Genomic DNA, 14,949 nt, shown 5'->3' with positions numbered 1-14,949 from the left:
CCCTCCTTCTTCTTGTAATTCCCCAGGGAGCTTAATTATAGCAATTTACCTTAAATTTGGAAATGCCCTATAGACGGTCCTACATCTCAGCCTACAGACGGATTGACTATTTTTAAAATAGAAGTTTTTCACAGACTTCATTCCTTGTTTAGGGGATATATGGTAAATTTGGTATGTGCATATTATGTATTACCTTAGAAAGGAGGCAGCATATGATGAACAATAAAAAGACGTTTATAGGATCAATCGTTATGTTGGGTATTTGTATGTGTCTGTTTTTTCCGTATCCCTACAATGAAGCGATGATCGCACATACTACATTCATGTCGATTCCCATCGAAACACAGGATGGATACGTGTTACTTGGCATCTTTGGCTCGATTTTATTTATAATTGCTATGATTTTACTACTTAGGAGTATCAACAAATATCATTTTCGAACATTTGTTATTGTAGTATTACTTTATTCATTTTTACCTCATTTGCTTATCATGGCGTATCAAGAAACCTTTGCTAGTGGCATTATGGCCATTTCATACAAAGGGGATGGAGAATGTCGTTTTGATATGGTGAGAAAAGACTTAATGAATGGGGAATGTACCATTGTCCTACATAATCGAAGCAATGAAGCTGTGTCCTTTGATTTACAATTTATCGATACGAATTTTTTTAAAGGCGATAAGCAGATGGATTCACTTATGAATATAGCAGGGCCATATCATGTGACCATCGAGGCCAATCGTGAAAAAGCTATTCATCTAAAGGAATTACTCGATTTAACAAATGTTCCTAATCATATTGAGGGAGGTAGCTCCTCCAAGGTGCATGTGCAATTAATAGACGGTGACAAGGAAAGAACTTTATAAATAGTCGATGCGGGGAAAATATTTTGCGTTTTATACATAGTTTCAACGTTACATTTGCTTTTGTGGTAAACTTGTATTAAATTATAGTAAGCTATGAATTGATCTTGAGAGAGGAGGCAAAAAGTCATGGAAACTATTTTCAGAAGAACGGCGATTGAGGTAAAGACATTTTTACAATTAGATGATTTAGGCTCAAAGGGACCAGTCTGTGGTTTTTTAAGAAAACAGCATAGTGAAAGTAGTAACCGGAAGCTTTTTGCTTTTGTCAGTCATGTGTGAAAAATGACTTTTTAACCATACAAAGTAATTGGTAGACGCCGGTTTTATGGCGTCTTTTTTGTTGTGATAAAACGGAGAGAGGGTGAGTGAATTGCTAAAAAAACTAAGACAATTAAGGAATGTTGCAGTGTTCCAAGCGCTTCTAATTTAGAAAAATAATTAGAAGCGAGGAATTTACTATGAAAAAACAACCAATTTTTACTTCATCATTTCTTTTTCTATTCATAAGTAATTTTTTTATTTTTATAGGATTTGAAATGCTATTGCCTATTTTACCAGCCTATTTATTAAGCATAAACGCCAATCCGATGCAAGTAGGCTTGGTGACGACGGTATTTACACTAGGTGCCATTACGATAAGACCTTTTGTAGGGTACTATTTAATGGATCATAAGCGGAAAAAACTAGCGATTTTGGCAAGTATAGCCTTACTCATAATTACAATGCTGTATCCATTGCTTAACACGATTTGGATTTTCCTATTACTCCGACTTTTCCATGGAACAGCGTGGGGTGTATCCACGACAGCCAATAGTACAATGGCTGTAGATAGTATCCCTAAAGCTCGATTAGGAGAGGGAATGGGCTATTTCTCGGTATCCACAACCGTGGGAGCGATTGTTGCCCCAAGTCTCGGTATCCTTATTTACAGTACCTTTTCTTTTCACACGCTGATTTGGTCGTCAGCCTTCCTAAGCCTATTTGCGATCATAATGCTTTCCTTTGTGCATGCAACGACACCTATTCAAAATGACAAGCAGCCATTTCGGTTTATGGAAGCGATATTTGAAAAAGAAGTAAGGTTTCAAGCAGTATTGACTGTTGTGACGACGCTTGGTTTTGGCGCTATTATTACATTCTTAGTTCTTTTTGGTGAACAAAAGGGATTAAAGCATATTTTTCTATTCTTTCTTATCAACGCAATTGTTTCCACTTTAATACGTCCTTTTACAGGGAAATGGTTTGATAAGCATGGACCATGGTCGATCATTATTGTGTCAGCGATTTTCGGTTTTCTATCTTTAATCGTGTTATCCTATACTACAAATAATTTCACATTGATTATCGCCGCGATTTTATTTGGTGGAGGCTATGGCACCGTTATGCCGTGCCTACAAACCTGGGCTGTTCAAAAAGTAAGTGAAGCCAAAAGTGGTGCAGCCAATGCCACTTTTCTTTCCAGTTTTGATGTTGGAGTAGGTATGAGCGCATTTATCTTAGGAATTTTAGCTGAATGGATAAGTATAGAAATGATTTTCCGACTTGTTAGCCTTAGCTTTCTTCTTGTCGCTCTGTTAGTCTATCGGGATTACATTCTTAATAAGAAAACAAACCATTAATATAGGAAGAAGGACCAGTCTCAAGTGTCTGGTCCTTTTTTCTTTGACTTATATAACGCAAGGGTAAACTATTTTTCCCAAAGCTCAATCAGTCGTCCTTCTGGATCTTTAATCCAAATAAACTTTCCAAATTCGTTACACTCTAGAGGTTTTGCGAGTGGGACATCAAGATGTTCAAGATGCTTTATCATCTCGTTTACATCATGAACTTGGAAATTTAACATCACTTGCTGTTCTGCTGGAAAATAATTGTCCTGTTCAGTGAAAAAAGAAAAGATCGTTTCATTGCCTTCTTGGGGTTTAATGATTGTCCCATTCCAATCGTTTATTTCTAGCATCAAGGTTTCGCTATACCACTTTTTTACAGAATCTAGATTCTTTGTTCGCCAAAATATACCTCCAAAGCCTTTTATCATCGTCTCGATCTCCTGTCTGTTTAACGTTTCCTCATCTTTTCCATTACTATAGCATGACAAGATGGCCATAAGAAAGAGACCATGCCATTTTGGATGATCTCTACCTATTATTCGGTAATCGTTTCTGCAAATGTTTTACGGCCAGGGCTTACTTTATTAATATGAATATCGATTTTACTGATGGAATCTTTGCTTAAAGGAATTTTGCCATCCTTCTCTAATCTCTTCCAAGCCTTTACATTACTACGATAGAGATATTCGGACAGACGAAAGACATCCGCATCCATTTTTAGTCCTTCCTCAAAGGTAGTTAGGATTTCTTCCTTGACGGCTTTTTCTACTTTTTTTCTTACCTGATTGGGTGTTAGCCTCCCTTTAAAACCATTTAAAATCGTATCGAATTTTAAATTTACCTCAAACTTTACGTCATTACCATTCACAATTGGCTTGACTTTGACATCTAGCTTTTTAATATCGACGGTTAAGTAATCACTTTTTTCATTATTTTCTAATTCGACGGTAATTTCTCCTTGCTTTGTTTCATCATTCATCCACTCGATTCCACGTGCCGATTTGCCTTTAATATAGCCTTTAAAACTATCTTTTGAAAGAATACCGACACCAGCAAAAACGGTTTCTGTTTTGGAGCCATCCATTGTTTCCCAGTTTTCGTTGACGGTTACGTAAGGAATTTTCATTTCGTGATTGGGCTCATTTAAGCCAATGACGAGCTGTCTTAAATTAACAGGCTCTACAAATGACTCCTGCTTCGCTGTGTTTTTAGGATTACTCAATTTGGCGGCAGTTGGTGATTTCTCTAACAATGGAGAAACTAATAAAACATCCTCGATAGGATCTTGGGTACAGTAAACCCAAATATGATATCTTGTCTCTCGAAAGCGTAAAAAAGTATCAATAACAGCAATCGCATGTTCATCTTTCATAGCACTCTCTGAGAAGAGAAGAAAGGTCATATGTCCCCAAAATACTTCTTGGTCCATTGAACGATACAATTTGTAAATGGCTTCTTCTATTGTCTTACCCTTCGCTTGACCAATTTCGGTAGGCGCTGCATTAGGGTTAGCTGATTCTGTTTTCGCTACGTTAGCAAAGTTGATAATTTGTAAGTATGCTGTATATTCATTATCCTTGTAGTCAACCCCCACACCTTGTACGTAATACATGCGTTGCGGCTCTGTTACATCCCAACAGCCTGATAGCAGTAGTGTAGTCGTCAGCATTAAAATAACAATCGCAATTTGTTTTTGGCTCATATATCTCCCTACTTTTTGAAGTTCGTGTATATTAGTTTGTACAAGAACGCAAGGTATTATAAGTAGAGACCATTTGTATGTAGGAAAGTGCTGCTCTCGTCAAAATGACGTAGAGACAGCACGATTTTAGTGGAAATATTTTTGGACGCGTTCAACGACCTCGTTTGCCGATAGTCCATTCGCATCAATCACAGGACCTTCCATAACTGGATCACTAATTCCCATGACATCGCGATCCTGACCTGTAATAATACAAGCATCACATTTTTTCGCATCCTCTTCATTGCGAAGCTGGATGACTTCAAAGCCTTGTGCTTTTAAAGCATCTTCGATATTCGTTAATGATTGTTCCACACCAATAATTCTAGACATTTCTTGTCCACCTCCTACAAATAATGTGCCATTTCAGGTTGCTCATTATTCATACTATTTTTTAGTGGGGAGAGATAATTTCTAGAGATCCGTGCGTAATAGGGGTTGTGTACTACATCTAAAAGAACCGCCAAAGCTTCGAGAAATCGTAAAATCAACATATTCTACGGTGATACCTCTCTTCGCTAGTTGCTCGCCAATCCATGTAAATTCTTTGTCTGTAATATAGACTTCTTCATTAATAGGTAAGCCGTTAGTAGCAAGTTTTGCGGCATCCTCTAGGGAAACGTGAATTTTATCCCAATCTTTTAGCTGTTTGGGAATACCATCAATGAGTGCTTCCTCGCAGACAATCATTAGACCCTCTCTAACGAGGCTAAGCGCACAGTCGAGATGAAGAATGGTTGGATGAAGCGGCACTTCGACCACCGTATAATCAAAGTTACTTGCTAAATTACGCAGCCACTGCACACCATTTTTATTGGAGGCTAGTCCTGAATTCCCGACGAAAATTGTTTTATCTAACACTAACACATCGCCGCCCTCTAAGAACGGGCCAGCTTCAGAATCTAAACCATCTGCCATATCAGGCTTTGGAATGGAGACATAGAAACATTGATTTTCATTTGCTTCCTGTGCTAAAAGATTACGTACGGGCAAAACTTCGTTGCGTCTATGTGGGAATCGAAGGGAGCCCTCGATTAAAAAATGGCCGATAGTGAAAAAGGGATCGCGAACGAAGAAATTGCTATAGCCATCTTCTTTTCCTACTTCTTTTTCATAGTCTGTTAAACGTCTTGGTACTTGTACTTCTACCCCGTATTTTTCTAATACTTTTTTTAAATTTGCTCGTTCCAATTCCCATTGCTGCTGTCTTTCTGGAAAGACATCTTTAAAATTTTTACCGAGTGTATCTACGCTTGCATAAAGTGCTAGTGTTTCTTCTGTTAAAAATTCATCATCTGTTGGAGCCTCCTTAGCTGGAAAAGCAAATTCCGATTGCGCCATGACAACTCGTTTTAAAGGAGCAAACTCACTTTTTACAAAAATATTCGTCATCTTACTGCCTCCTGTTGTATGATTTAGAAAAAGTAGTGAAAATTTTTCCTGTGATGTTCCTTATCGTAAGATATATAGTTACTATATAGTCAAGGATGGACTGTAAGGTGGTGAAATGATGGGCATTGCAGAAGTGCTGACCATTGTCTTTGTCGTATTAAAGCTAACAGATGTCATTACATGGTCGTGGTGGTTAGTCTTATTACCAGCGATTCTTTCATTTAGTCTCTATGCCATTATTGGGCTGGTGAAGCTTGGGATGGTATTGATTGCTGTGGTAGCAGTGAAAAGGCGGGAAAAGAAAGCAGAATTATGAAATCATAGTAGCCAAATTACTAGTAATCAGAACAACCAGGTCCTTCTTTTGTTTCGCATAGTCATGTAGGATCGTATTGGAGATTAGAGCAAGAAAAAGGTGAGGTTAGTCCAATTAGGTCCACCCTCACCATTTTATTATTTGCTTAATTCATAAGTTTTCACAGCTGGAGGAACAAAGCTTTCACATTTATCTAATAGTGCTGCTGCGTCCTCATCAACAATAAGTGCATCACGATATTGTGCTTTTAAAAATTGTTCATTTTGCATATGGTCAAAGAAAGATATTAATAAATCAAAATAGTTTTCCATATTGAAAATAGCACAAGGTTTTTGAAGCAGCCCGATTTGATTCCACGTAAATACTTCAAAAAATTCCTCTAATGTTCCAGGTCCACCAGGAAGGGCAATAAAGCCATCTGCTAATTCCATCATTTTACTTTTACGTTCATGCATTGTCTTTACAACAATCAGCTCTGTCAGCTGTTGATGCGCAATTTCACGTTCTTCTAATAATGTCGGAATCACCCCAATGACCTTGCCGCCTTCTTCTAGCACTGTATTCGCTACTGTTGCCATGATGCCTACAGAAGCACCACCATAAATAAGAGTAATTTGTCTTTTGGCTAATTCTTTTCCTAGTAAAATCGCTCCTTGACGATAAGCATCGGAAGCGCCTAGACTGGATCCGCAAAATACGGCAATACTTTTCATAGCTGATTTCCTCCATATCTGATCGAATTCTTTTATAGTATAATTTATTTTGAAGAGGAAGGAAATGGAGGAAACTGAATTGGAACTAAATGAATTTCAACGCTGGGTAAAGGATTACTATGAAGCACGTGGCTGGTCAGAGCTTAATATTTTTACACGTATTGGCTTCTTGGCAGAAGAAACAGGTGAGGTAGCCAGGGCGATTCGAGCAATCGAGATTGGTAGAGATCGACCAGATGAAAAAACACCATCCTTTGAAGAAAATAAGCAGGAGCTAATTGAAGAGCTAGGGGATGTCTTAGGAAATCTTATAGTGATTGCCAATCAGTACGATATTCCATTAGAAGAAATATTTGCAGCTCATCAAGACAAGCTGATAAAGCGTTACCAGGAATAGGAGGATCGAGATGGAATATCAAGTAGAGGTTTTACGGGGACAGCATGAGGATTTTACAAATTTTTTAAGCGAAAAAATTCGTGCCTATAATAATGAGCAATCTCCTTATCATCGCGAAAGTAGAAAGAAGGGTGCGGTTCTTCCTTTACAGTTAATCGTCACAGATCAACAGCAGCAATGGATAGGTGGTATAACAGCTGAAGTCTACTGGGGATGGATAGAAATACATAAATTTTGGTTTAGTGAAGAATATCGTGGCAAGGGAATTGGCACAAAGCTCTTAGCACAGGCAGAGTTAGTAGCCAAGGACATGGGCGCAACAAAAGCCCTACTGACAACCTACGAGTTTCAAGCGCGTACCTTTTATGAGGCACATGGCTATCAAGTAGTGGGAGAAATTAAAGATTATCCACCAGGCAGTAGCTACTATACCATGGTGAAAGTGCTTCCTCAAGAATAGGCTGTCTAAGGAGATAGACAGCCTATTTTAATTGACATCGCCCAAATAGATTGTTGTTTGTTGTCCTCGTATAAATTTCTGTAATGGTTGGGTAAGCGCTTTGGGGTAAAGTCTATATGTATGAAGCTTTTCAATCGGTATCCATTGTGTCCCAATTTGAAGACTATCAGGATTTGTTGGTTGACAAGTTTGCGTATTTACCTGACAGAGGAAATAATATTCTACCTGATGTACATCAGCGTCAAAGGCGGCATGCTCATGATTTTGTCCGATGTATTCACGGATAAATAACAGCTCTCCAATGTGAACGGAGGAGCCAATTTCCTCCAGGCATTCCCTTTGCAACGTCCTGTGAAAGGTCTCTCCATGCTCCTGTCCACCACCTGGACAAAGGTAAAAGTAGCCCTCTATATCTTGATTTTTTGTTAGCAATAGTTTCCCATCCACGATGATGATGGCTTTGACAGAATTTCTAATCATGGACTTCTCCTTTTAATTGTTATTTTTCGTGATCATGACTAAAACGCTTCATGAATGTCTACCTTAGTAAAAAGGGGAGATGAAGCGTGTATTCAATGTCCAATTTTAAATTACTTGTCGAAAAACAGACCGAAATTGATACCATTTATCAGAAATGTAATGATTTAATTCAATCAACTGTTACACCAAAGCTAGATGCAGAGGTCGAGCAGTTTTTAAAGCTAGTTGAACAGCATTTGACACAGCAAGGCTTTACAATTACGAATACATCAACAGGGTTAATCGCCAATTATCAAGAGGCTGTCATTAATGTAGATAAACATTCAAAGCATTTGGAAGAATGCTTTTTTATCAATTTAAATAGTTATGCTGAGGATCAAGTCTCTATTGTACTCGATATCTCACCAACGATGCTACCGAAAATTTCAAACCAGCTCGATGGCTATACAGATATTATAGAGCAAATGACGGATAAGCTAAAGCAAGCAAAAAGTCTAGAGAAAGCCTGTACGAATCCCAAATTTCTTTATAAAACGCAAAGCAACAAAGTTTTTCATACCCCTCAGGAAGTGTTGGATTATTATTTTCAAGGATAGGAGAAGCAACTAGGAAAAACTAGTAGGTATATAAAAAGTGGAAACTTGATGTTGAGGACTGACCTCAACAGTATAGACAAATAAAAAAATACACCTTCGATTGAATATGGGGTTAAAAACTAAATTTCAATTAGGAGGTGATTTTTCTAAGAGTAAAAGGTTTTAAATGAATTAATTGATCCCTATTGCGAAATATATATATAAAGGATGATGATTCAATTACAAATCACCATCCTTTTTAGCGTATTAAATAAGTAAAACATACTTAATCTGTAAATAAATCATTCCTTAATCCGTTTCAAAGGGCTTTTCTTTATACTTGGAAACATCATAACGCCCAATTACTTGATAATTAGACGTTTCATCGTCAGCCTTGAATTTATTGAAATCAGCTACATCCAGAGCATCTGTCATCATCTTCAATAAATATTGTGGTTCCGGAGCTTCTTCTACTGCTGCAAGAACTAGTGCATTTCGTAAATATCCTGCATACTGTGAGAGCAATTGAGCATTGAAGTCTAGCCTATTTGCTTCAGCAAAAAGCTTCATGAAAATCGATACCGTTCGTGTATTTCCTTCTCGGAAAGGATGAACACGCCAAAGTTTTGTCATAAATGAAGAAAAGTCCTCAACAAGAGAGGATTAGAATACTTCCATTGCTTAGATTTAGACCAACTGAAAATAGTTTTTAAATCAGATACAATGTGATCTTTATCACTATAAGCAACAGATAATCCACTTAAAACATGTTCGCTTTTATAAATATTGACTGTGCGGAATTCTCCTGCCCATAAATATAGCTCATGAAAAAGGAAGTGATGAATCTTTTGGAGACTTTTATATTTTTGGAAGTCAATCTCATGCGTGATAGAAGAAATATCTATAATCCCAGCGATTAACAGTTGTGCTTCAACGTCAATCAATTGCTGTTCATCTCGAATATTTAATTTGTTGATTAAGACATTTGTATTAGGATAAATATATGGATCCATAAACTACTGTGAAGCCCTTGTATATTTTTCAACAATCGCTTGTTTCAATTGGCTGGATGATACTTGACCATTTTCATATTGGTTTAAGAGGTTCTGTGTAAATGCGCTCGGTTTTCCACCGTCAATGGCAGCCATACCAACTGCGAATTGCACTTGCTTTTTACGTTCTAAGGATGAATTTTCTTTCATAAATAACACCCCTCACTTTAATGGTATATCTATTATATCAGTTTTATGCATCAGGAGATAGTTAGATCACTGCACGATGCTTACTGACATAGTTCAATCTTTGTCATTAAGTATTTACACTTTGAGTGAGAAAATTCAATAGGTGCCAGTGGGAAAAATTTAGAGCTAGGCTATCCTATAATCAAAGTGGGTGAAATTTTACGAAGAGTAAAATTTCACCCACTTTTTCTATTCGGAGAAGAGGTTTTGTTCTAGTCTTTCATCTATCTAAAAGCGATAGCGATTGGAAGCCCGCTTTCTTCCATTATCGAATAAACTTTCTCCCGCAAAGCCACATTATCAAGGATAGACCTAAGAAATAAAGTGGCATTGTCAGTAAAGAACCGTTATGCAGTAAGCTCATACCAGATGTGATGGCACTGACGAGTAAGTAATAGCCGAGACTAAAGATAGCGCCTGCTGTGCCAATCACATCCTGAAAATCTACTAACGCTAAACTTAAGCAATTAGGAAGGGCTATGCCCGAGCCTAGCAGTGTGATAAAAATAGTAATCAGCATACCAATGGCCATCATGCTCGCGTGCAATGGCAGGCTACAAACGATGGTTAAAAGCAAAGTGCCACCAAGCATTACCAAGCAGCCCACATGGATGATTTTTTGTGGCGAATGGCTGATGACGAGTCGCTTTGAAATCATAGCCCCAATTATGGAAGCAAGGGCAACGATAATGCCAAGAAATCCGTACAGGCCAGGTGACAGCTGGAAATGCTCGATGAATATAAAGGGTGCTTCGGCATAGTAGCTAAATAGAACACCATTAATGCCTCCTATTAGTAGCCCATAGACAAGCACGATGGGTGAAGCAAAAATGCGTTTGACGACAGGCCAAATCGCTGTTCTTTGTCTTGTTGCAGGATTGGTTGTTTCTGGAAGTCTGCAATAAGCATAGATAAACAACAGGATACTCATGATGACAAGGACAAAAAACACGGCTCGAAAGCCTAGTGCTTGATCCACCCAACCACCAATTAACGGCCCTATAGCTGGGGTAAAGGCAATGACGGCTGAAATTTGAGCAAACATAGCATGGCGTTGGCTTCCCGTCACACTTTCACGCAATATGGTTTGCGTAATAATGGAGCCAGTTGCAGCGCCGAATGCTTGTAGCAATCGACTTGCTAATAGAAAAGGGATTGTCTCTGCGTAAAAGCAGAGTAGGCTACCTATTCCATAAAAAATTAAACCACCTAGCATGGCAGGTCTACGGCCAATAAAATCAGAAATCCATCCCCAGCAGAAAACGCCGAACGCAAAGCCAATAAAATAGATGCTTAATGTTAATTGGACAGAGCTATTGGCTACATCAAGTGCAGCGGCAATATCCGGAAGTGATGGTGTGTATATTGTTTCACTAATTTGTGGAAAAGCCACAAGAACAATCATTAATAATAAAGATGGTACTGCCTGTTTTTTCAACATATTGCCCTCCTACAAGCAAAATTCTACTTTGTTAGTTTCAAGTAGATTGCGTAGCTAGGGAAACGGCGGGACCATTATAAGAATACGTTCATAGGATGTCATGTTGAAATCACCTTTATATGCTTGAAGTAGGAGTGCATAGTCTAGCAACTATTATAGGCTATTTTACAATAATTATATAGTAATAATTGCTAAAGCTAAGAGATATTGCTTGTATATGGAAGGGGGATTTTGTAAAATGGAACATATGTTCTTTTAAATTTGAATGACAGAGGGTGTATCTAATTGAATTTTGAGCTAACTTTATTTACTTCTAGTGATATTCAGGGATTAATCGAGCTATCAGCTTCCGTTGGATGGGATTACGATGCCTACGAAATCGAAACGATTATGGCAGCAGGTAGAATAGTAGGACATAAAAATATGGAAGGAAAAATTGTTTCCTGTGCAGCTATTATTCCCTATGACACAAATGTAGCTTCCATTGGCATGGTAATTGTGCATGAGCAATGCAGAGGTTTTGGCTTAGGTAGAATTGTTACGCAAGCCTGTATCGATAGTGTTTCAGCGGAAACAGCGATTATGCTCGTAGCTACAATAGAAGGACAACCTTTATATCAAAAAATGGGCTTCACGACTGTTGAGCATGTACATAAATATTTGGCAGACAAATATGTTGAGACGACAAGCGAATACGATTTTTTAGGTACCATCAAAGAATTTCAAGAACAGGATTTTGAACAGCTTGCTCAACTTGACGCAGCAGCCTTTGGGGATAGTAGAAGAATCTTTTTGCGTAAAAGAATACAGCAGTCACAGCGCTGTGTTGTTGTCAAAAATCAAGACAACCAAATGATTGGCTATGGCTTAACAATCGCGGGGCCAATTTATCTACTTTTAGGACCAATCGTCGCGCCAAGTAAAGAAATAGCGCATCATATTATCAATGAATTGGCTAAGGGCAATCAGGGGAAATTACGTATCGACTGCCCATCTGTTCAAAAGGAGCTTGGTCCAATTTTACAACAAAGTGGCTTTACGATGGCTGCCACGCCACCTGTCATGATCCGTAATGCCAAAAAAATACCTACAAGAAATCAAACATTATATGCTCTAGCAGCACAAGCCTTCGGGTAATCAAACGTGCAAGCCTACTTTGGGGTTTGCACGTTTGTATTGTCAAAAAAGGATTTTGAAGGAAGAGTAGAGAATGATATGGATGGTAGAGGAGGGGAACAGCATGTTTCCAGAATTAGAAACAGCAAGACTTAGGTTAAGAGAGCTCACAGAGGAGGATGTTCCTGCGATTTTTCGTTGCTTTTCCAATGAGGCTTTAACACGCTATTATGGGCAGGAGCCTTTTGCTGACACACAGCAGGCTGAGCAGTTAATTAAGCAATTTGCTAAAAATTTTGAGGAAAAGCGCGGAATTCGTTGGGGAATTGAACGAAAAGATTCGAATGAAGTGATTGGTACAGTTGGCTTCCATTTATGGTCGGCGGCACATCAACGAGCAGAAATTGGCTATGAAATTCATCCTGATTACTGGCGGCAGGGTTATACAAAGGAAGCTGTGCAGAAAGTAATTGCATATGGTTTTGGGGATATGAACTTAAACCGGATTGGAGCCGTTGTTTTTTTAGAGAATGAGGCATCTTCCAAGCTTTTAATTCAGCTTGGATTCCAACAGGAAGGCATATTGAGGGACTATATGTATCAAAAGGGACAAGCACATGATACATTTATCTATTCTTTGTTAAAAAAAGATGAATAACGTAGCTTTAGCGCTTTTATAGAATAATCATTTACTTGGAAATGGATAATAAATAATAATTTAGATGGAGTTTTGAGGCTGCTTTTTTCGGTTATAGTTCTTATATGAACAACAATTCATAAGTTCGTGTAAAAAAGTAACAGATGAGGGGCTGGGTGTTATGGACCAATATAGCACAGCTTATTTTCAAAAGCTAGATTTACTGTCAAGCTTATACGCGGGACAGGCTGCTTTAAAGGATTCCCTTCCAACAGAGAAGGTCAAGCGGATGGAGCGCTATCAACAAATTGAAGCGGCGATTACAAAACTAAATAACGAAATTAGAATAATTGAACGGACCATATTAAAGTCCTCCCATCCTACTAGAAATAGTTAATGGTAGCTCAACCCATGCATATCCCAGCATGGGTTTTTCGTTTGATAAGGTAAGCTTATGTATTTTTATAATAATTATAGATTTTTCTTATGGGTGATCTACTAGTACACTAAAACAAAAGGGGAGGGTGAAGAGAATGGGGATTGATTTCCATAATCAGCAACATCGTACGTCTTATACAACTAGACAGGCAGATAGCTCATGGAAGGCAGCGTTAGCGAAACATATTCCTTTTCATAGTATGGGAAAGGCAGTAGATATCGGCTGTGGCGGAGGGATTTATGCCAAGGCACTTGTTGATATGGGGGTGGCATCTGTAACAGGTGTAGACTTTTCACTAGCCATGCTAGACGGAGCGAAAGAAAATTGTCGAGCATATCCGCAAATCACATTTGTGCAAGGAAATGCTTTCAATACAGGGCTTGCAGGGGATACTTTTGATATCGTGCTTGAACGAGCCTTAATTCATCATATACAAGATGTCAAAGCATGCTTTCAAGAGGCATTTCGGCTTTTACAGCAAGGCGGTTATTTTATCGTACAGGATCGCACCCCAGAGGATTGCTTACTTCGAGGGGATGCTCATCATATAAGGGGCTATTTCTTTGAAAGTTTTCCTTCGCTTATTCAAAAGGAAGTAGAGCGCAGACACACTAGTCAGTTGGTGACAGAAAGCTTACAAGAAGTAGGCTTTCAAGAAATTAGTGAACTCAAACTATGGGAGACGAGACAGGTCTATGCCAATAAGGAGCAATTATTGGCTGATTTACAAGGTAGAGTGGGGCGTAGTCTATTGCATGAATTGAATGACAACCAATTATCGACTCTTCTTGAACATATAAGGAATGCAATTACCACTGAAGGTTCCATCATTGAAAAGGATCGATGGACGATTTGGATCGCCAAGAAAAAATAATAACCACCTTCTGGAGAGGATCAACCCTCTCCATTTTTATTCGATTCCAGCATCAAAATCTTACTCCGCTTTCTCAGAGCTATCCGTCAATTTACAGGATCTATCCGCCACTTTTAACTTTCTATCTGTCACTTTAGGGTTGCTATCCACTACTTTGCACATTTTATCCGCTTTCCCAGAGAAAACCCTCATAGCATCACTATAAGGGATTATTTAGCAAGTGCTAGCAAAAATTCATCGCGGTCTGCTTCTTCCTGCATTTTACTATCGACAAGCATTGCACCTGATTGAACACTTGTGATGTCGTTGTCTACCAGAAACTGTACATTGACCTTGGCTACTTCATTGTTCACCGTGCAATCACCCTCAAACTCTACAACATCCTGTCCCTTTTGTGTTTCAAAATAGACCCAATATGGATTTTCACAGGCAGAGGAAAAGGCACTCTCCAAAGTTTTTGCGCTATTTTCATAGGAATAGTTTTTTACGTATGTAATATATTCATTGTCTGTAATATCCTTTTGTGGACCATAGAAGTACCAAAATACCGCTAAGATACCGATTGGCACAATCCACAGTATATTTCTTTTACTTAATTTCCCCATGTGTTATATCCCCCTTTATGTGAATATTTTAACATCTTCTTTTGCATTT

22 protein-coding genes are annotated in these 14,949 nt (G+C 38.4%); 11 read left to right on the top strand and 11 right to left on the bottom strand.

What is annotated here, in order from left to right:
• The first annotated feature begins 212 nt into the window (after positions 1 to 212).
• From HXV90_RS06360 to HXV90_RS06350, 3 genes are all read left to right on the top strand, one after another.
• Positions 213 to 866, top strand: coding sequence for a hypothetical protein (locus HXV90_RS06360; RefSeq protein ID WP_269898648.1), 654 nt, complete (start codon positions 213 to 215; stop codon positions 864 to 866).
• A gap of 126 nt (positions 867 to 992) precedes the next feature.
• Positions 993 to 1,145, top strand: a complete 153-nt coding sequence (locus tag HXV90_RS06355) for a hypothetical protein (RefSeq protein WP_167444836.1) — start codon at positions 993 to 995, stop codon at positions 1,143 to 1,145.
• A gap of 179 nt (positions 1,146 to 1,324) precedes the next feature.
• On the top strand, positions 1,325 to 2,485 hold the full coding sequence (locus tag HXV90_RS06350; protein ID WP_269898647.1) for an MFS transporter: 1,161 nt from the start codon (positions 1,325 to 1,327) through the stop codon (positions 2,483 to 2,485).
• 68 nt (positions 2,486 to 2,553) lie between these two features.
• Here the strand turns inward: HXV90_RS06350 and HXV90_RS06345 are convergent, their stop codons facing one another.
• The 4 genes from HXV90_RS06345 to HXV90_RS06330 form a co-directional block, all read right to left on the bottom strand.
• The gene (locus tag HXV90_RS06345) at positions 2,554 to 2,901 is read right to left on the bottom strand and encodes a VOC family protein (RefSeq protein ID WP_048390551.1); all 348 of its coding nucleotides are present in this window, start codon (positions 2,899 to 2,901) and stop codon (positions 2,554 to 2,556) included.
• Between the two features lie 107 nt (positions 2,902 to 3,008).
• Positions 3,009 to 4,175 carry a Ger(x)C family spore germination protein gene (locus tag HXV90_RS06340; RefSeq protein WP_048390553.1) on the bottom strand — a complete coding sequence of 389 codons (1,167 nt, stop codon included), beginning with the start codon at positions 4,173 to 4,175 and terminating at the stop codon, positions 3,009 to 3,011.
• A gap of 126 nt (positions 4,176 to 4,301) precedes the next feature.
• A complete protein-coding gene (locus tag HXV90_RS06335) occupies positions 4,302 to 4,547 on the bottom strand; it encodes a YkuS family protein (RefSeq protein WP_004228871.1) in 246 nt (81 codons plus the stop codon).
• A gap of 81 nt (positions 4,548 to 4,628) precedes the next feature.
• Positions 4,629 to 5,606 (bottom strand): dimethylarginine dimethylaminohydrolase family protein, encoded by a 978-nt coding sequence (locus HXV90_RS06330; protein ID WP_048390558.1) that lies wholly within the window; start codon positions 5,604 to 5,606, stop codon positions 4,629 to 4,631.
• Between the two features lie 118 nt (positions 5,607 to 5,724).
• On the opposite strand from HXV90_RS06330, the gene HXV90_RS06325 reads away from it, so the two are divergent.
• A complete protein-coding gene (locus HXV90_RS06325) occupies positions 5,725 to 5,922 on the top strand; it encodes a transmembrane Fragile-X-F protein (protein WP_048390561.1) in 198 nt (65 codons plus the stop codon).
• A gap of 137 nt (positions 5,923 to 6,059) precedes the next feature.
• Here HXV90_RS06325 and HXV90_RS06320 read toward each other — a convergent pair whose 3' ends face one another.
• The gene (locus tag HXV90_RS06320; protein WP_054548794.1) at positions 6,060 to 6,635 is read right to left on the bottom strand and encodes an LOG family protein; all 576 of its coding nucleotides are present in this window, start codon (positions 6,633 to 6,635) and stop codon (positions 6,060 to 6,062) included.
• A gap of 79 nt (positions 6,636 to 6,714) precedes the next feature.
• On the opposite strand from HXV90_RS06320, the gene HXV90_RS06315 reads away from it, so the two are divergent.
• Positions 6,715 to 7,032 carry a MazG nucleotide pyrophosphohydrolase domain-containing protein gene (locus tag HXV90_RS06315; protein ID WP_054548807.1) on the top strand — a complete coding sequence of 106 codons (318 nt, stop codon included), beginning with the start codon at positions 6,715 to 6,717 and terminating at the stop codon, positions 7,030 to 7,032.
• A gap of 10 nt (positions 7,033 to 7,042) precedes the next feature.
• Entirely contained in the window at positions 7,043 to 7,492 is a 450-nt protein-coding gene (locus HXV90_RS06310) for a GNAT family N-acetyltransferase (protein ID WP_269898646.1), read from the top strand.
• 27 nt (positions 7,493 to 7,519) lie between these two features.
• Here HXV90_RS06310 and HXV90_RS06305 read toward each other — a convergent pair whose 3' ends face one another.
• Positions 7,520 to 7,972 carry an NUDIX domain-containing protein gene (locus HXV90_RS06305; RefSeq protein WP_237900449.1) on the bottom strand — a complete coding sequence of 151 codons (453 nt, stop codon included), beginning with the start codon at positions 7,970 to 7,972 and terminating at the stop codon, positions 7,520 to 7,522.
• Positions 7,973 to 8,067: 95 nt separating this feature from the next.
• Between HXV90_RS06305 and HXV90_RS06300 the strand changes: the two genes are divergently transcribed.
• Entirely contained in the window at positions 8,068 to 8,568 is a 501-nt protein-coding gene (locus HXV90_RS06300; RefSeq protein ID WP_231595564.1) for a hypothetical protein, read from the top strand.
• Between the two features lie 288 nt (positions 8,569 to 8,856).
• On the opposite strand, the gene HXV90_RS06295 is transcribed toward HXV90_RS06300, so the two are convergent.
• The 4 genes from HXV90_RS06295 to HXV90_RS06280 all read right to left on the bottom strand — a co-directional run bounded on the left by HXV90_RS06295 (position 8,857) and on the right by HXV90_RS06280 (position 11,226).
• Positions 8,857 to 9,180, bottom strand: coding sequence for a Fic family protein (locus tag HXV90_RS06295; RefSeq protein ID WP_269898645.1), 324 nt, complete (start codon positions 9,178 to 9,180; stop codon positions 8,857 to 8,859).
• Positions 9,177 to 9,560 (bottom strand): hypothetical protein, encoded by a 384-nt coding sequence (locus HXV90_RS06290; RefSeq protein WP_269898644.1) that lies wholly within the window; start codon positions 9,558 to 9,560, stop codon positions 9,177 to 9,179. Before HXV90_RS06290 ends, HXV90_RS06295 begins: the two co-directional genes overlap by 4 nt.
• Positions 9,561 to 9,563: 3 nt before the next feature.
• Positions 9,564 to 9,749, bottom strand: a complete 186-nt coding sequence (locus HXV90_RS06285) for an antitoxin VbhA family protein (RefSeq protein WP_048390572.1) — start codon at positions 9,747 to 9,749, stop codon at positions 9,564 to 9,566.
• A 304-nt stretch (positions 9,750 to 10,053) separates the two neighbouring features.
• A complete protein-coding gene (locus tag HXV90_RS06280) occupies positions 10,054 to 11,226 on the bottom strand; it encodes a multidrug effflux MFS transporter (RefSeq protein WP_269899028.1) in 1,173 nt (390 codons plus the stop codon).
• A 288-nt stretch (positions 11,227 to 11,514) separates the two neighbouring features.
• Here HXV90_RS06280 and HXV90_RS06275 point away from each other — a divergent pair, with 288 nt between their 5' ends.
• The 4 genes from HXV90_RS06275 to HXV90_RS06260 all read left to right on the top strand — a co-directional run bounded on the left by HXV90_RS06275 (position 11,515) and on the right by HXV90_RS06260 (position 14,295).
• Complete coding sequence (locus HXV90_RS06275) at positions 11,515 to 12,366, top strand: GNAT family N-acetyltransferase (RefSeq protein ID WP_112117889.1); 852 nt, start codon at positions 11,515 to 11,517, stop codon at positions 12,364 to 12,366.
• Between the two features lie 103 nt (positions 12,367 to 12,469).
• Entirely contained in the window at positions 12,470 to 13,003 is a 534-nt protein-coding gene (locus HXV90_RS06270; protein WP_066037504.1) for a GNAT family N-acetyltransferase, read from the top strand.
• A gap of 160 nt (positions 13,004 to 13,163) precedes the next feature.
• Positions 13,164 to 13,379, top strand: coding sequence for a hypothetical protein (locus HXV90_RS06265; protein ID WP_269898643.1), 216 nt, complete (start codon positions 13,164 to 13,166; stop codon positions 13,377 to 13,379).
• Positions 13,380 to 13,515: 136 nt separating this feature from the next.
• Positions 13,516 to 14,295: a class I SAM-dependent methyltransferase gene (locus HXV90_RS06260; RefSeq protein ID WP_112117891.1), complete on the top strand. Its 780-nt coding sequence runs from the start codon at positions 13,516 to 13,518 to the stop codon at positions 14,293 to 14,295.
• A gap of 209 nt (positions 14,296 to 14,504) precedes the next feature.
• On the opposite strand, the gene HXV90_RS06255 is transcribed toward HXV90_RS06260, so the two are convergent.
• Positions 14,505 to 14,900: a glucosamine 6-phosphate synthetase gene (locus tag HXV90_RS06255; protein WP_269898642.1), complete on the bottom strand. Its 396-nt coding sequence runs from the start codon at positions 14,898 to 14,900 to the stop codon at positions 14,505 to 14,507.
• Positions 14,901 to 14,949 lie beyond the last annotated feature (49 nt).

Source organism: Lysinibacillus sp. JK80 (genome assembly GCF_027557635.1).
Classification (GTDB): Bacteria; Bacillota; Bacilli; order Bacillales_A; family Planococcaceae; genus Lysinibacillus; species Lysinibacillus capsici.
This window is presented reverse-complemented; position numbering and strand designations above follow the sequence as displayed.

What these genes read in the sequence shown, in the direction of transcription:
- HXV90_RS06360 (WP_269898648.1), top strand. Translation starts at nt 213, where the DNA reads ATGATGAACAATAAAAAGACGTTTATAGGATCAATCGTTATGTTGGGT.
- HXV90_RS06355 (WP_167444836.1), top strand. Translation starts at nt 993, where the DNA reads ATGGAAACTATTTTCAGAAGAACGGCGATTGAGGTAAAGACATTTTTA.
- HXV90_RS06265 (WP_269898643.1), top strand. Translation starts at nt 13,164, where the DNA reads ATGGACCAATATAGCACAGCTTATTTTCAAAAGCTAGATTTACTGTCA.
- HXV90_RS06300 (WP_231595564.1), top strand. Translation starts at nt 8,068, where the DNA reads ATGTCCAATTTTAAATTACTTGTCGAAAAACAGACCGAAATTGATACC.
- HXV90_RS06325 (WP_048390561.1), top strand. Translation starts at nt 5,725, where the DNA reads ATGGGCATTGCAGAAGTGCTGACCATTGTCTTTGTCGTATTAAAGCTA.
- HXV90_RS06295 (WP_269898645.1), bottom strand. Translation starts at nt 9,180, where the DNA reads ATGACAAAACTTTGGCGTGTTCATCCTTTCCGAGAAGGAAATACACGA.
- HXV90_RS06340 (WP_048390553.1), bottom strand. Translation starts at nt 4,175, where the DNA reads ATGAGCCAAAAACAAATTGCGATTGTTATTTTAATGCTGACGACTACA.
- HXV90_RS06320 (WP_054548794.1), bottom strand. Translation starts at nt 6,635, where the DNA reads ATGAAAAGTATTGCCGTATTTTGCGGATCCAGTCTAGGCGCTTCCGAT.
- HXV90_RS06330 (WP_048390558.1), bottom strand. Translation starts at nt 5,606, where the DNA reads ATGACGAATATTTTTGTAAAAAGTGAGTTTGCTCCTTTAAAACGAGTT.
- HXV90_RS06255 (WP_269898642.1), bottom strand. Translation starts at nt 14,900, where the DNA reads ATGGGGAAATTAAGTAAAAGAAATATACTGTGGATTGTGCCAATCGGT.
- HXV90_RS06305 (WP_237900449.1), bottom strand. Translation starts at nt 7,972, where the DNA reads ATGATTAGAAATTCTGTCAAAGCCATCATCATCGTGGATGGGAAACTA.
- HXV90_RS06270 (WP_066037504.1), top strand. Translation starts at nt 12,470, where the DNA reads ATGTTTCCAGAATTAGAAACAGCAAGACTTAGGTTAAGAGAGCTCACA.
- HXV90_RS06335 (WP_004228871.1), bottom strand. Translation starts at nt 4,547, where the DNA reads ATGTCTAGAATTATTGGTGTGGAACAATCATTAACGAATATCGAAGAT.
- HXV90_RS06345 (WP_048390551.1), bottom strand. Translation starts at nt 2,901, where the DNA reads ATGATAAAAGGCTTTGGAGGTATATTTTGGCGAACAAAGAATCTAGAT.
- HXV90_RS06260 (WP_112117891.1), top strand. Translation starts at nt 13,516, where the DNA reads ATGGGGATTGATTTCCATAATCAGCAACATCGTACGTCTTATACAACT.
- HXV90_RS06310 (WP_269898646.1), top strand. Translation starts at nt 7,043, where the DNA reads ATGGAATATCAAGTAGAGGTTTTACGGGGACAGCATGAGGATTTTACA.
- HXV90_RS06350 (WP_269898647.1), top strand. Translation starts at nt 1,325, where the DNA reads ATGAAAAAACAACCAATTTTTACTTCATCATTTCTTTTTCTATTCATA.
- HXV90_RS06290 (WP_269898644.1), bottom strand. Translation starts at nt 9,560, where the DNA reads ATGGATCCATATATTTATCCTAATACAAATGTCTTAATCAACAAATTA.
- HXV90_RS06285 (WP_048390572.1), bottom strand. Translation starts at nt 9,749, where the DNA reads ATGAAAGAAAATTCATCCTTAGAACGTAAAAAGCAAGTGCAATTCGCA.